The organism is Pacificimonas aurantium, from assembly GCF_020092905.1.
Classification (GTDB): domain Bacteria; phylum Pseudomonadota; class Alphaproteobacteria; order Sphingomonadales; family Sphingomonadaceae; genus Pacificimonas; species Pacificimonas aurantium.
Map to the genome: position 1 here is coordinate 208,219 of NZ_JAGSGB010000002.1, position 15,170 is coordinate 223,388.

General features: G+C 64.2%; 12 protein-coding genes. 4 read left to right on the plus strand and 8 right to left on the minus strand.

The features are described 5' to 3' along the window. Positions 1–39 precede the first annotated feature (39 nt). Complete coding sequence (locus KCN53_RS07840; protein ID WP_088712871.1) at positions 40–2,151, plus strand: lytic transglycosylase domain-containing protein; 2,112 nt, start codon at positions 40–42, stop codon at positions 2,149–2,151. Positions 2,152–2,173: 22 nt separating this feature from the next. Here the strand turns inward: KCN53_RS07840 and aspS are convergent, their stop codons facing one another. Continuing rightward, complete coding sequence (gene aspS, locus KCN53_RS07845; RefSeq protein ID WP_088712870.1) at positions 2,174–3,988, minus strand: aspartate--tRNA ligase; 1,815 nt, start codon at positions 3,986–3,988, stop codon at positions 2,174–2,176. Between the two features lie 93 nt (positions 3,989–4,081). Here aspS and rnd point away from each other — a divergent pair, with 93 nt between their 5' ends. Next, on the plus strand, positions 4,082–5,245 hold the full coding sequence (gene rnd, locus KCN53_RS07850) for a ribonuclease D (RefSeq protein WP_088712869.1): 1,164 nt from the start codon (positions 4,082–4,084) through the stop codon (positions 5,243–5,245). Between the two features lie 5 nt (positions 5,246–5,250). Here the strand turns inward: rnd and KCN53_RS07855 are convergent, their stop codons facing one another. Genes KCN53_RS07855 through KCN53_RS07875 form a run of 5 tightly spaced genes read right to left on the minus strand, consistent with a single transcriptional unit; the run spans position 5,251 to position 11,993 of the window. Further along, the gene (locus KCN53_RS07855) at positions 5,251–6,768 is read right to left on the minus strand and encodes a Ppx/GppA family phosphatase (RefSeq protein ID WP_088712868.1); all 1,518 of its coding nucleotides are present in this window, start codon (positions 6,766–6,768) and stop codon (positions 5,251–5,253) included. After that, positions 6,765–8,945, minus strand: a complete 2,181-nt coding sequence (locus KCN53_RS07860; RefSeq protein WP_088712867.1) for an RNA degradosome polyphosphate kinase — start codon at positions 8,943–8,945, stop codon at positions 6,765–6,767. The genes KCN53_RS07855 and KCN53_RS07860 overlap by 4 nt, the downstream gene beginning before the upstream one ends. Then, positions 8,942–9,568, minus strand: a complete 627-nt coding sequence (locus KCN53_RS07865; RefSeq protein ID WP_088712866.1) for an HdaA/DnaA family protein — start codon at positions 9,566–9,568, stop codon at positions 8,942–8,944. The genes KCN53_RS07860 and KCN53_RS07865 overlap by 4 nt, the downstream gene beginning before the upstream one ends. Continuing rightward, positions 9,565–10,665: an AI-2E family transporter gene (locus KCN53_RS07870; protein WP_088712865.1), complete on the minus strand. Its 1,101-nt coding sequence runs from the start codon at positions 10,663–10,665 to the stop codon at positions 9,565–9,567. Before KCN53_RS07870 ends, KCN53_RS07865 begins: the two co-directional genes overlap by 4 nt. After that, complete coding sequence (locus KCN53_RS07875; protein ID WP_088712864.1) at positions 10,662–11,993, minus strand: hypothetical protein; 1,332 nt, start codon at positions 11,991–11,993, stop codon at positions 10,662–10,664. The genes KCN53_RS07870 and KCN53_RS07875 overlap by 4 nt, the downstream gene beginning before the upstream one ends. A gap of 109 nt (positions 11,994–12,102) precedes the next feature. On the opposite strand from KCN53_RS07875, the gene purM reads away from it, so the two are divergent. After that, positions 12,103–13,209: a phosphoribosylformylglycinamidine cyclo-ligase gene (gene purM, locus KCN53_RS07880; RefSeq protein ID WP_088712863.1), complete on the plus strand. Its 1,107-nt coding sequence runs from the start codon at positions 12,103–12,105 to the stop codon at positions 13,207–13,209. Further along, positions 13,202–14,158 (plus strand): phosphoribosylglycinamide formyltransferase, encoded by a 957-nt coding sequence (purN, locus tag KCN53_RS07885; RefSeq protein ID WP_088712862.1) that lies wholly within the window; start codon positions 13,202–13,204, stop codon positions 14,156–14,158. Before purM ends, purN begins: the two co-directional genes overlap by 8 nt. 50 nt (positions 14,159–14,208) lie before the next feature. On the opposite strand, the gene ndk is transcribed toward purN, so the two are convergent. Together ndk and KCN53_RS07895 are read right to left on the minus strand one after the other, a co-directional pair. After that, on the minus strand, positions 14,209–14,631 hold the full coding sequence (gene ndk, locus KCN53_RS07890) for a nucleoside-diphosphate kinase (RefSeq protein WP_088712861.1): 423 nt from the start codon (positions 14,629–14,631) through the stop codon (positions 14,209–14,211). Positions 14,632–14,718: 87 nt separating this feature from the next. Next, positions 14,719–15,168: a DNA polymerase III subunit chi gene (locus KCN53_RS07895; RefSeq protein ID WP_088712860.1), complete on the minus strand. Its 450-nt coding sequence runs from the start codon at positions 15,166–15,168 to the stop codon at positions 14,719–14,721. Between the last annotated feature and the right edge of the window lie 2 nt (positions 15,169–15,170).

The following is a 15,170-nucleotide window of genomic DNA, read 5'->3' on the forward strand; positions in this document are numbered from 1 at the left end:
CATACTCGCGTCACCGAAGAGAGTTCAGATATTCCCCCTATGAAGCCCGGAAGCCACCTGTCCAGCCCGAAGACCAAGCAGAAGACCCCGCCTCGTAGCCAGCGCGCGTCGCGGAAGTCGCTAAGTTCCGGAGCCGCATTGGGAGCGCTGATCGTCTCGGTTCCGGTGGCCGCCATGCTGCTGACCGATCCGCGGCCGAATACACCCCCTGCCCCCCAGCCCGAAACTGTCGCCGAGGACAGCCCGCCGCAAATTACCGAGTCGGTCCCGGCCCCCACCCCGCGGGTCCCGACCGCGTTCATCCTCACCGAGTGGGAGCGGCTGTTGAACCCCCAGGCCGACGTCAGGCTGGAAGAGCTGACCAACTTCCTTAGCACCTATCCGGAGTTCCCGCGCCTCGCCGAGTTGAAAGCACGCGGCGCGGCGCTCGCCCTGGAATCGCCGCCCTCGCAGGCTGTCGCCTTCTTCGACGTCAGCGAGCCGCTGAGCGCCGAAGCGAAGCTGGTGAACGCGCGGGCGCTGATGGCTGTGGGCCGCCGCGAGGACGGTAGAGCCCTCCTGATCGATGCCTGGCGCTCTTCCGGATTGGACCAGGAAAGCCAGGCCGAAGTGCTAGCCGACTTCGGCGAGGTGTTTGCAGCCGAAGATCATGCGGAGCGCGCGAACCTGCTTCTGTGGGCGCAGAAGCGCAGCGCTGCCGAAGCTTTGCTGTCCATCCTGGATCCGGCGGACCGCGCGCTTGCCGAGAGCCGCCTTGCCCTGCAACGCGGAAGCGAGCGTGGCGGGGATACCGACCGCGCGCGCGCGCTGATCGAGCAGGTCCCGGGATCTCTTCGGCGCCACCCGGGTCTGATCTACGACCAGTATGTATTCGCCCGTTCGACCGGCAATTTCGCTTATGCCCGCGAACTGCTTGCCGACACGCGTATCGCGCCCGGCAGCGCGGGCGATGCCGACAAGTGGATGCAGGCCCATCTGCAGGCTGCGGAGGCGGCGCTGAACGACCGGCAGCCGGACCTCGCCTACCGGATCGCCGCCCACCATGGCGGGCTGTCCTTTGCGGAGCCGCTAATCGAAAACAGCGCGGATGAGCGCGATACCTTCACCAGCCTGGAATGGCTGGCCGGCTGGATCGCCCTGCATGATCTCGACCGACCCGCCGACGCGCTGCAGCACTTCCGCAATTTCAAGGACGCCGCGAAGTTCGCGCCGACCCGGGCGCGCGGCCTATACTGGGCAGGACGGTCTGCCGAAGCGGCCGGCAACGCGGCTGCGCGCGGCTATTATACCGACGCGGCGCGCTACCCCCTCACCTTCTACGGCCAGCTTGCGCATGAGCGTGCCGGGCTGACCTACGGCATAGCATCGGACGACCTTCCCGCCGTTTCCGACGAGCTTCGCAGCCGCTTCTACGCCGACCCGCGCGTGGAGGCCGTGCAGATATACGGGAACCAAGGCAATGAGGGCATGCAGCGAGTCTTTCTGCAGCAACTGGCCGAGACAGCGGATCGCACTACGCTGCGGCTGGTGTCGGAGCTGGCCAATCGCACTGGGAACGAGCGGGTGGCGGTGCGCTCTACCCGGGGTTCGGACACGACCGGCCCGTCCGAGATCGTTGCCATCAGCTATCCCCGCCTGGAAACGAATGCGGCCACCGAGCAGCAGTGGATTTACGTGCACGGCATCGCCCGGCAGGAGAGCCAGTTCGAAAGCGATGCGGTCAGCCACGCGGGTGCGCGCGGTCTGCTGCAGCTTATGCCCGCTACGGCGCAGGAACAGGCCCGGCGCGAGGGAATCGGCTATCGCTATAGCGGCCTGACCGGCGATCCGGACTATAATGTGCGGCTGGGCGCCGCCTATTTCGACGACATGATCGACTATTGGGACGGCAGCGTCGTCTTGGCCGTGGCGAGCTACAATGCCGGCCCCGGAAATGTGCGGCGCTGGGTTCGCGAGCATGGCGATCCGCGCGACCCTGGAACCGATGTGCTCAAGTGGATCGAGGAAATCCCGTTCTACGAGACCAAGACATACGTCCGGAACGTGCTGTCGAACTTCGTCGTGTATGAGCAGCTGGCACCCGAATATCGCCGGGCCGGGCCCGAAACCGAGCGGCTGACCTGGTATCTCAGCCGCGGAACGCGCGGCTGAGACCCTCCCGGCTGATCCCGGCCTAGCGTTCCTCGACCAGCTTTTCGCCCGCCTTCGGTGCAACCTTCGGCTTCGGCAGGTTGAGCTTCAGGTGGAGCTCTTTCAACTGCCGTTCCGAAACCGGCGACGGCGCGTTCATCATCAGATCCTCGGCGCGCTGGTTCATCGGGAACAGCACCACCTCGCGAATGTTCGGTTCGTCGGCGAGCAGCATCACGATCCGGTCGACACCGGGCGCGGAACCGCCATGCGGCGGTGCCCCGTACTGGAACGCACCGATCATGCCGGCGAAGTCGCGGTCGACATCTTCCTTCGAATAGCCGGCGATTTCGAACGCCTTGTACATGATGTCCGGGCGGTGGTTCCGGATTGCGCCGGAGGAAAGTTCGACGCCGTTGCAGACGATGTCATACTGCCAGGCGAGGATGTCGAGAGGGTCCTTCGTCTCCAGCGCTTCCATCTCGCCTTGGGGCATCGAGAATGGGTTATGGGAGAAGATGACCTCGCCGGTATCCTCATCCTTTTCATACATCGGAAAGTCGACGATCCAGCAGAATTTGAACTCCTCGTCGGTGATCAGGTCTAGCTGTTCGCCGACGCGCGTCCGCGCAGCACCCGCAAGTTTGGCCGCCTCGCTCTCCTTCCCGGCCGCGAAGAAGACGCCGTCATTCTCGCCGAGGCCCAGTTCCTCGATCAGCTTTGCGGTTTTCTCCTCGCCATGGTTCTTGGCGATCGGTCCGCCCGGCACGCCGTCCTTGATGTTGATGTAGCCCAGACCCGCATAGCCCTCGCCGCGCGCCCACTCGTTCATATCATCGAAGAATTTGCGGCTCTTCTCACCCGCTTTGGGCGCCGGCACGGCACGCACGACATTACCTGACGATACGAGCTTCGCGAAGAGGCCGAAGCCGCTTCCTTCGAAATGCGAGGTCACGTCGCTGATCTCGATGGGATTGCGCAGGTCGGGCTTGTCGGACCCGTATTTGAGCATCGCCTCGGCAAAGGGAATGCGCGGGAACGGCGCCGGAGTGACCTTCTTGTCGGAAAACTCGTTGAAAATGCCCTCGAGAACCGGTTCGATAGCGTTGAAAACATCGTCCTGCGTGACGAAGCTCATCTCGAAATCGAGTTGGTAGAATTCGCCGGGACTGCGATCAGCGCGCGCGTCCTCGTCGCGGAAACAAGGCGCAATCTGGAAATAGCGGTCGAAGCCGGCGACCATAAGCAGCTGCTTGAACATCTGCGGCGCCTGGGGGAGCGCGTAGAACTTGCCGGGATGAACGCGGCTGGGAACGAGATAGTCGCGCGCACCTTCGGGCGACGACGCAGTCAGGATCGGCGTCTGGAATTCCGTGAAGCCCTGCTCGATCATGCGGCGCCGGATCGATGCGATGACGTTCGAGCGCAGCATCATGTTCGCGTGCATCTTTTCCCGGCGCAGGTCGAGGTAGCGGTGCTTCAGGCGGATATCCTCGGGATATTCGGCATCGCCGAAGACCGGCATCGGCAATTCGGCGGCACTGGACTGCACAGCCACCTGCTCGGCCTGGACCTCGACTTCACCGGTCGGGAGGTCCTCGTTCACCGTCTCCGCAGAGCGCGCCACGACCTTCCCGGTCACGGTGACCACGCTTTCCACCCGCAGACGGTCGAGAGCGGAGAAGGCATCTTCGCCCTCTTCCGAGACGATCTGGGTGATGCCGTAATGATCGCGCAGGTCGACGAACAACAGGCCGCCATGATCGCGCTTGCGATGCACCCAGCCCGAAAGCCGGACGGTTTCGCCGACATCTTCTTTCCGAAGGGCGGCGCAAGTGTGCGAACGAAACGGGTGCATGGAAGAACCACTCCAATCAAAAACTGCAGCAGGCAGGCTGGTCACATGAGGCGCGCGCTGGAATCGCGATCCGCGCGGCCCTAAGAGGCGTCGATGGCCGAATATCAACTGATCACCGACACTGCCAGCCTGAAAGCCTTGTGCCGCGACCTGGAAGGTGCCCCCTTCCTCGCAGTCGACACGGAATTCATGCGCGAGAGCACCTATTATCCCGAGCTGTGCCTCGTGCAGATCGCGAGCCCGGACGTGGCCGCCGCCGTCGACCCTCTGGCCGATATCGACCTGACGCCGCTTCTCGACCTGATCGTGGAAAGCGATATCCTGAAGGTGATGCACGCGGCCGGTCAGGACGTGGAAATCGTCTACAACCTGACCAAGAAAACGCCTTGGCCACTATTCGATACTCAGATCGCCTCCATGGCGCTGGGGATGGGCGAGCAGATTTCCTACGCCGCGCTGGTCAATCATTATCTCGGCATCTCGCTCGACAAGGGTGCGCGCTTTACCGACTGGTCGCGGCGCCCGCTGGAGAAGCGCCAGCTCGATTATGCCGTTGCCGATGTGACCCACCTCGCCGAGCTGTTCCCGGAAATGCTCGAGCAGCTGCGTCAGACCGACCGCGGCGCGTGGCTCGATCAGGACATGCAGCGCCTGACCGATCCGGAGAATTACGACAGCCCGCCGGAAAAGGCATGGCGGCGGGTGAAATTCCAGGGCCGCAACGCCGAGGCGCTAGGCAGGCTGAAATCGCTTGCGGCCTGGCGCGAACGCGAAGCGCGCGAGAAGAACCTGCCGCGCGGGCGCATCGTGAAGGATGAAACGCTGGCCGACCTTGCCGGCCATCCCCCGAAAGACCAGTCCGGCCTTGCGCGGGTGCGAGGGCTGTCGAAGACCTGGGCGACGAACGATATCGGCGAGCGGCTCATGTTCGCGATCGAAGACGCCGAGCCGCTTTCCGCCGACGAAATTCCAGATAAGGCGCGCGGCCGTCCTCGGCTGGGACCCGATGCAGCCCTGATCGCGGACCTTCTCAAGCTCCTCCTGAAAGTCAGGTCGAAAGAAGCGGGTGTGGCCGCAAAGCTGATCGGACGCGCGGAGGATCTGGAGCGGCTGGCAAATGGAGAGCGCGAAGACCTGCCCTTGCTGGAAGGCTGGCGCTACGAAGTCTTCGGGGAAGACGCGCTGGCCTTGGTCGAAGGCCAGCTGAGTTTCGCGGTGAAAAAGGGCAAGCTGAAGATGAAGGGCAAGCCGGACTGAACGGACTAACCCGAGCCCGTGTCGACCCTCCAGTCGAGACCCATGTGAAGTGCCAACTGCGCAAGCCGTTTCTCGACGGCATTCGACCATAGCGGCGCGCAGGCCGGCGTCAGCTTCAAGACCAGCCCCTTCTGATCGAGCGAAAGCGCGCTGCCGCCCAGCGGCGCAACGGTTCCCCCTGTCAGGCGCTGCGCCAGACGCAGGGCAAGGCCCCACCCTGTCGCGCGGTCCAGGTCCTCGAACGGAGCAAGCGGGGCGAGCGCGGTTCTTGCCGTATCCGTCACCTGTCCCCCATTCAGGGCGAAGAGCGCCGCGCCGAGCTGGGCGCGTCCGGCATGATCGACGGCAACCCAATTGCCCCGAAGACCTACCTCAAGCGCCCGCTCGGCGCGGAAATCCGGATGCGCGCTGGCCGCGACATCGACCAGTTCGCAAACGGCGCGGCGAAGCCGCTTCTGTTCCTCCGTATCATCTGCGAAGAGCTGATCGGTCCAACGGTGCAATGCACCGGCATGGTGCGGGAAGCGGGCATGCTTGCGCCCTTCTGCGCGCACAGCGGTCAGCAGCGGGTCCTTGGCGGCAAGGTCGGATGGCAAGCCTTCGAAGAACACCCCTTCGCGGATGCCATAGGCGGATACCACCGCATGACTGGATTTGAGATGCTTTACGACCGCCCGGAGCAGCAGAGCGGCGCCGGCAAGGTGCGGGACACGCTGCGAGGACACCTGGCGGATCACGGCCAGACGCTTTTCGCTGAGCTTCGGTACAGAGCGCGCCAGCCGGTCGATTTCCGCGCGGTCCAGTTCATATTGATGAGCAATTGGGAGCGGAAAGTCGATCAGGTGCATCTGAAGCTGCGCGAGCGCGCGCCATGACCCGCCTACCATGTAGAAGGGCAGGTTCTTCCCGCGCCCTTCCCAGCCGGCATCGGCCAAAGTCTTCTTGATCAGCTTGCGCATCGTGTCGCCCCCGCTGGCGCGCGCTTCGGCAAGTTTCAGAGCGCCGATCGGCAGCGAAACGATGTCCTGCGGCTTGCCCTTCTTCAGCCGCACGAGTTCCAGGCTGCCGCCGCCAAGGTCGCCGATCACGCCGTCCGCGTCCGGAATACCGGCGAGGACGCCGAGGGCGGAGAAGCGACCCTCCTCGCGGCCATCGATAATTTCGATGTCGATACCGCAAATCTCGCGAACGCGCCGCACGAAGTCTGGGCCGTTCGCTGCGTTGCGAACGGCGGCGGTGGCAAAGGCTTCCACCTTCTGCGTGTTCATGTCCTTGCAGAGGAGCGCGAAGCGCCGGAGGGCATCTTCGCCGATCTCCATGCGCTCTTCCTGCAGCTTGCCGGTAGTTCCGACACCCGCGCCAAGGCCGGCCATGACCTTCTCGTTGAACAGGGTCATGGGGGTGCGTCGGTCACCGCGAAAGGCGACGAGCCGGATCGAGTTGGACCCGATATCGACGACCGCGCGGATCGGCGGACCGGCAGCCTCCAAGGCCCCGGGGGCGGCACGATCGTTGCCCGTCACTCGTCGGTACCGCCTGCCGAAGCCGGTGAAGGGGGCGGCCCGGTCAAGTCGAGCCGCGGCACGTCGGGTGCCTCGTCGATCACCGTCCCGCGTCCGGACAGTGACGGATTGTTCATGAAATAGTGATGGACGTTGAACTGCTCGCCGGCGGCGCTGATCCGGACATAGGACCCGTCGGGCATCATCTCCCAGCTCTGTTCGGTATCCTTCAGATTGGCGAGCATGACCTGATCGAGCACCTGCGCATGAACCGTGTGATTGGAAATGGGCACAAGAGCCTCGACCCTGCGGTTGAGGTTGCGCGGCATCAGGTCGGCCGAGGAAATAAAGACCTTCGCCGTTCTGGAGGGCAGCTCCGCGCCGTTTGCAAAGGCGTAAATGCGGCTGTGCTCCAGGAACCGTCCGACGATCGACCGAACGCGAATGGTCGGCGACAGCCCCTCGACCCCCGGTCGCAGGCAACAAATGCCGCGAACGACGAGCTCGATGGGCACACCCGCCATGCTCGCCTCGTACAGCTTGTCGATCATCTCCGCGTCGACAAGGGAGTTCATCTTCATCCAGATGCCGGCGGGTTTGCCCGACTTCAAATTTTCGATTTCGCGGTCGATCAGGCCTTCGATGCGAGCCCGAATCCCGACGGGCGCGATCGACATGGCTTCAAGGCGGGACGGTTCGACGTAGGAAGTGATGTAGTTGAAGACCTGCGCGACATCGCGCCCGAGAACCGGATCGGACGTAAACAGGCTGAGGTCGGTGTAGATCTTCGCAGTGACCGGGTGATAATTGCCGGTGCCGAAGTGGCAGTAGGTGCGCATGCCCTGCCCCTCCCGCCGGACGACGAGCGACATCTTCGCGTGGGTCTTCCACTCGATGAAGCCGTAGACCACCTGCACGCCGGCGCGTTCCAGTTCCGCGGCCCAGGCCAGGTTCTGCTCCTCGTCGAAGCGGGCCTTCAGCTCGACCACGGCCGTTACCGATTTCCCCGCCTCGGCAGCATCGATCAGCGCGCGGATGACGGCCGACTGCTTGCCGGCGCGGTAGAGCGTCTGCTTGATGGCGACCACATTCGGATCCGCCGCGGCCTGCCGCAGGAACGCCACCACGACCTCGAAACTCTCATAGGGGTGATGGACGATGATGTCCTTTTCGCCGATGGCGGAGAAACAGTCGCCGCCATGTTCGCGGATGCGCTCGGGAAACCTCGGATCGTAGGGCGGAAATTTCAGCTCGGGCCGTTCCTCGCCGTATAGCTGCATGAGATCGGAAAGACCGATCATGCCCTTCAGGACGGACATGTCCTCTTCGTCGATGCGGAACGCCTTGCGCACATAGCGGCGCAAGTGCGTCGGCATGCGCTCCTCGACCTTCAAGCGGATGACGTCGCCGCGCCGGCGCCGCTTGATTGCAGTCTGGAAATAGCGGACCAGGTCCTCGGCCTCCTCCTCGACCTCGATGTCGCTGTCGCGAATGATGCGAAAGACGCCGTCGCCCGTGATCGCGTAGCCGGGAAACACCTCGTGGACGAACAGGCGCACGATGTTCTCGAGCGCGACGTAACGCGCTTCGGTTCCGGGGAGGCGTACGAAGCGGTCGAGCGATGGCGGCATGATGACGAGCGTCAGCCGCTCCTCGTCCACGTCGGGATGCTCAAGCTCCATGATGAGGCCGAAGCCGAGATTCGGAATGAACGGAAACGGGTGGGCGGGATCGAGCGTCTGGGGCGTCAGCACCGGAAAGATCTGTTCGAGAAAATAGCGTTCCAGCCAGGCCTTCTCGTCGGCATTGATCGTGTCCGGAACGAGCACCTCGATCCCCACATCATCGAGTTCGCCGTGGAGTGCGTTCCAGATATCCTGCTGCCGAGCCGTCAGCTGGTCGGCTTCTCGCCGCACCGCCTTCAGCTGCTGGGCCGGAGTCTGCCCTTCCGGCGTCAGGGTTTCCACGCCCTCTTCGACCTGCCCATGCAGGCCGGCGACGCGCACCATGTAGAATTCGTCGAGATTGTCGCCGCAGATGGCGAGGAATTTCAGGCGTTCGAGCAGCGGGTAGGCCGAGTTATTGGCCTCCTCGAGCACACGCTCGTTGAACTTCAGCCAGGAGAGCTCCCGGTTGAAAAAGCGCTCCGCGGCAGGGAAAGCCTCGACACTTTGCGTTTCGGTGGATTCCCCGCTCATTCCTCCCCCTCGTGATTTCTGTTCAATATCGGCGATACCAGCGGAACGGTGACACGGCGGCCCTGTTCCAGTGCGGCGCGGTCGATCTCCTCAGCGAGCCGGTCGAGCATGAGATAGTCTCGCTCGGCGCGCTGCTGCAGATATTCGATGACGTCCGGGGCGACGGCGAGCCCCCGCTCGGTGAATTTGAGGTGGAGAAGTTCCGCCACAAGTTCGTCATCCGGCGCACCGATCTCGAAGATCGGCAGCGCGAGAAGCCGCGAGCGCAGGTCGGGCAGGCCGACCGGCCAGCATCCGGGCATGCTTTCGGCAAGCAGAAGCAGCACGGTTTCCCCTTCGCGAGCCCGGTTGAGCGCGTGGAAAAGTTGTGTTTCCGGCGCTCCCTCCCCTGCGGCGCTGTCGGCATCGGGCCAGAGCGTGACAGCCCCAGCGGACTCTCGCTCGACCGAGCGCGCAAGCCGCAACGCGCCGCTTTTCGCCGGCGCGACGAGCAGCGCGGCCCCATCGGGCCAGTCTGCCCAGCCGGAAACTCCCTTTGCGGCATCCTCATTGGCAGGCGTGACGATGAAGTCGCCGACCTCCTGTCCCTGAAACGCCAGAGGCAAGCCCAGTTGCCCGCTCATTGTGCGGGCGGGCCGGTATCCCGCGCAGATTCTGCAGAACGCGCTGCCGGCGCATAGATAGGGCTGGCCAGGTAAGCCCGCATAACGGCGCGCACGACGACAGCGACCACGGCGGCAACCGGAACGGCCAGGAAAACACCCACCAGTCCGGCAATTTCACCGCCCGCGAACACGGCGAAAAGAACCCAAAGGGGGTGGAGGCCGATCCGCTCGCCGATGAGATTGGGGGTAAGGACCGAGCCTTCGAGAATCTGGCCGAGTTGAAACACCGCGAAGATCAGGATGAGGTGCACCCAGTCGAAGCCGAACTGCCCCAGCCCGACGATCAGCGCGAGGGCGACGGAAATGACGGCGCCGAGATAGGGGACGAAGGACAGGATCCCAGCCACGAGGCCAAGTACGAGTGCATAGTCGAGGCCCGTCAGTCCCCAGCCCGCCGCGTAGAAGACCGCCAGCGCGGCGCAGACGAGCGACTGACCGCGAATGAACCCGGACAGGGCCGTATCGGCCTCCCCGAACAGGCGCGCGGCGGAAGGCGCGAAACGGGGCGGGATCCAGCTCTGCACACTGCCGGTCATGCGGTCGAAGTCGAGAAGCGCATAGAAGGCCACGACGGGAACAATGATCACGAGCGCCAGCACGTTGAAGACGGCGAGGGTCTGCACGAGCAGAGAGCGGGCGACGTTCGCTGCGACTTCGGCGGCCCGCTCCAGAATGCCCGCGCCCATATCCTGGAACGTGCCCATGCGGTTGAGCTGGTCATACCAGCTTTCGATATGGGGGCGCAGCTCGCCGACGATTTCCGGCAAAGCTTCGAGCAGCGCGGTGAACTGCGAGGTCGCGAGCGGCGCGACCAGCACGAGGGCGCCGCCGATGATCGCGAAGAACAGTACCAAAACGCACGTGGTCGCAAGCCAGCGCGGCCATTTCCGCCTCTCCAGACGGTCCACCACCGGATCGAGAAGATAGGCGATCACGAGGCCCGCGAGAAACGGCGGGAGGATCGCTGCCGTTTCCCAAAAGAACCAGGCGAGAATGGCAAGAACGACAAGCCATCCCCAGTGAAACCGGACCCTGACAGGCAGCTCTCCGGTCACTGACCGTTATCCTCCGTGTCGGGAAGAAGGTCGCGAGCGGAAGAGTTCTCGCTCTGGTTGGCGGGCTGAGGCGCCTGTTCAGAAGTGGCGGCAGGTTGCGCAGCCGCGTCAGAGGAACCTGTTTGCGAGGGCTGAACTCCCTGCTCCCCGACACTATCGCCGGAAGGTGCAGCCTCGCTGAGCAGGCTTAGCGTAAGTCCATTGGTGCCCGACGTGACGCGCAGCCCGCGCCGTGCCAGCGCGCTGCGCAGTTCGTCCTCGCTGCCATTATAATCGAGCCTCACTCGAGATGTGCCCCCGATGGCGAAGCTGGTCAGCGCCACCTGCTCCAGCGCCGGCAGCGACGACAGCGCCGCTTCGACATCCTGCCACGCTTCGATATCCGGCGTCGAAACGGCCACGGTCACCGTGCCAAGCGCGGCGCGTCCATCGTCGATCTCCAGGTCAGGTCCGGAAATGCTCGCCAGCGACACGCGGAGCTGCTCTTCGGTTTCCAGAAGACCGCGCTCGAGAGCTTCGGCATAGAGCCTGTCGATACGCTGCACCGCCGTTGTCAGCATATCCATATATTCACCTGCCGAGGACGCGCGGAGGGAAAAGCTGCCCAGCGAGATTCCGTCGGGGCCGTATCTCGCCGTAAAGCGGCCAGCGATCGGTCCGCCCGGGTAGCTGCGCTGGATACGAGCCTCGGCAATCAGCACATTTTCCGCGCGGAATCGCCCCAGAACCGTGCGCCAGGCGCGGCGACTGGTGCGAATCCCCTGCCATCCCGGCACGACGATGCGGTCGCCCAACGAGGCACTGGGCTGGATGTAATCGATGGTTCCGCCAAGCGAGGCACGCCGCCAGGCCTCATACCATTCGCTCTCCTGATCGAAGGTGCTGAGCGCCCCCGCATCTGCAAGAAGCGGGATCAGCAGCATGGGCTCGCTCTGGAGCACGCGAGCGCCTGCGGGAAGGCGGCGCCCGGTTCGCCGACGGTCGAACACCACGCCAAGCGTAGCCAGGTAGCGGCCTCCTCCGATCAGCTCTTCCTCTACCTCTATCGCCTCGACCATCGCACTGAGCGCCGCATCGGACAGGGACGGCGCGGCATCTTCGGCGCCGCCGCTAAGCCGCGCCCAGAGCCGCGGCCAGGCCCGCCGAGGCGCTTCGCGAAACGCGGCCTGCCGCGCCGCATCATTGCTGTCGGCACTGATGTCGAGTTCGATGCCGGTCACCGTAAAGGCTTCTGACGTGAGCGTTGATTCATCCTGTGCCCGGCCGGTGGCGGGCCCCAGAATGCCGGCGGCCGCAAGGACCAGCAGGGGAAGAAGGGATCTCAGCATATGTGGCGCGTTCTCTAGCCGCTTATCGAGAGCCTCCCAAGTCTTAGAAGGCGAGCTGCGGTCTCGATGAGTCTCGCCTCTTCGCCGCGAGAGCGATAGAGGGCCGTCCATGACCCAGAAAGAGCGCCCCGAAGGGGGCTATACCTATGAGCAGGCCGGCGTCTCGATCGATGCAGGCAACCGTCTCGTCGAGCGCATCAAACCGCTGGTCGCCGCGACCCGCCGTCCGGGCGCCGATGCGGATATCGGCGGGTTCGGCGCCTTTTTCGATCCGAAGGCCGCCGGCTACCGCGACCCGCTGCTGGTGGCCGCTACCGACGGCGTCGGCACGAAGCTGCGCCTCGCCATCGACACCGGGGTTCACGATACCGTTGGCATCGACCTCGTCGCCATGTGCGTCAACGACCTGATCGTACAGGGTGCCGAGCCGCTCTTCTTTCTGGACTATTTCGCCAGCGGACGGCTCGACGAAGGCGTGGCAGGCGATGTGGTCACCGGAATTGCCGAGGGATGCCGCCAGGCGGGATGCGCCTTGATCGGCGGCGAAACAGCCGAAATGCCGGGCATGTACGGCGAAGGCGACTATGACCTTGCGGGATTCTGCGTCGGCGCCGTTGAACGCGACGAGGCCCTTACGGGACAGTCCATCGCAGCTGGCGATGTGCTTCTTGGGCTCGCATCGAGCGGATTTCATTCGAACGGCTATTCGCTGGTGCGCAGAATCGTGGCGGACCGTGGTTTCGACCTTGCCGCCTCGGCGCCCTTCGAAGCGGACCGTACCCTTGGCGAAGCATTGCGCGAGCCAACCCGTATCTATGTGAAGAGCCTGCTACCGGCGATCCGGTCCGGCCGGGTGAAGGGCCTCGCACATATTACGGGCGGCGGTCTGCTAGAGAATATCCCGCGCATCCTTCCCGACGGTACGCATGCGCATGTCGACCTGTCAGGCGCGCCTTTCCCGCCGATTTTCGCCTGGCTGAAGGAGGAAGGAGATATCGCCGCCGCCGAAATGGCGCGAACCTTCAACTGCGGCGTAGGGATGGTTCTGGTTTGCGGCCCGGAACATGCGGACGATGTATCCGCCTCGCTGGAAGGCGCAGGTGAGCGCGTGTTCCGGATCGGCGAAATCGGAGACGGCGGCCGCGGCGCGACGGTCAGCGGCCCGGCCGGCGCGTGGGGCGAAGCCGACTCATGGTCCGCGACGCATCATGGCTGAGAGACTGCGGGTCGCGGCAATTTTGTCGGGACGCGGTTCGAACATGGCCGCGCTTCTCTATGCGTCGCGCCTGAGGGACTGCCCTTACGAGCTGTGCCTTGTGGCCTCGAACAAGCCCGAGGCGGCGGGCCTGTCGCTAGCCAAAGCCGAAGGCATCGAGACTTGGGCGCTGTCGCACAAGGGAATTGCCAAAGCGGACTTCGAGGCGGCGTTGACGGCGACGCTCGAAGCGGCGGAGACCGACTATGTCGCCCTGTGCGGGTTCATGCGCGTGCTTTCTCCCGAATTCGTCGAGCGCTGGTCGGGCCGCATCGTCAACATCCACCCCTCATTGCTGCCGAAATACAAGGGTCTGGACACCCACGCCCGGGCGATCGATGCGGGTGACCCGGTCGCGGGGTGCTCGGTCCACCTCGTTACGCCGGAGCTGGACGACGGGCCGGTGCTCGGTCAGATCGAAGTCGCCATCTTGCCAAGCGACACGCCCGACACCTTGGCCGCCCGCGTCCTCCATGCGGAGCATCAGCTCTACCCCGCGGCCCTCTCAGCCTATGTGGCGCGGCACCTCGATGCCGACTGGCTGCTGGAGCAGGTGCGCGACCTGGCTCTGGAGCTGCCCGAGGCGGAGGAGGCCCCTTCTCACGGGTCGCCCGCCTTCAAGACGAAAAAGGGAAAGTTCTTCGCACATTTCTCCGACCGTCATCACGGTGAGGAGCGAATCGCCCTGCTGGTGAAGACGAGCGGCGAAGATGAAATGTCGGCCCTGATCGGGGCTGAGCCCGACCTCTATCACCGCCCGGCCTATTATGGCGCGTCCGGCTGGATCGGCCTGCGGCTCGATCGCAAAGACACCGACTGGGACCATGTCGCGTCCTGGCTGCAGTCAAGCTGGCGCCGCACGGCGTCCAAAAGCCTGACGAAGCTGCTGGACGCCGCCGACGAATTCTAAACGAAGCCCGGCGCTTCGGGCCTGCGGACTCCGATCAGAACAGAATGTGATCAACCGACGATCTGGTCTTCGGTGAAGAACTGCGCGATCTCGATCTGAGCGTTTTCGGCGCTGTCGGACCCGTGAACCGAGTTCGCATCGATCGACTCAGCATATTCGGCGCGGATCGTACCGGGGGCGGCGTCCTTCGGGTTGGTGGCGCCCATCACTTCGCGATTCTTGGCAATGGCGTCTTCACCTTCCAGCACCTGAACGACAACCGGGCCGGAGGACATGAAGCTGACGAGGTCGTTGTAGAAGGGACGCTCCGCGTGAACTTCGTAGAACTTCTTGGCCTGGTCTTCCGTCATCTGGATGCGGCGGCTGGCGACAACGCGCAGGCCGGCATCTTCGAGTTTCTTCGTGACCGCGCCGGTCAGGTTACGACGCGTGGCGTCAGGCTTGATGATCGAAAAGGTGCGCTCGAGCGCCATGGTTCGTCTCCGAATTGCAATTGATTTGGGGGGAAGTTTGCGGGCGGGAATTAGGTCTCCCCGCCCGGCGAAGCAAGCGGCAAGACGTCAGGCGCTCTTCGACCAGCCCCGCTCCATCTGCTGCCAGTAGGTTCGGCTCACATCCTCGCGCTCAGCCACTGCCCGCCAATGGCCCCGTGCGCGCCGGGTTTCCTCCTCGTCGGACCCGTCGAACAGTAGGAGCACACGGTCGAACTTCGCCTCTCCGAAGGGCAGACCTTGAGACATCGAAATCGCCAGCGTCGCGTCGTTCACCGGCGAGAAGTCGGTTGAGATCAGAAGCGGCTGACGGGCATCCTCATCCCCTACACCCGCAACGCCATGCGGTAGAAAGCTGTCCGCGCGGTAGTTCCACAACAGTTCATCCAGACGCCCGGCTTCCTCGGGTCCAGCAACGCGCACCAGAAGACGGTAGTTCGCCGCCATTGCCTTCTCGGCGAGCTGCGGAACCACCGTCTCAGGACTGGAACGCGTGCAATGGTAGAAGCCGACGTCCACGG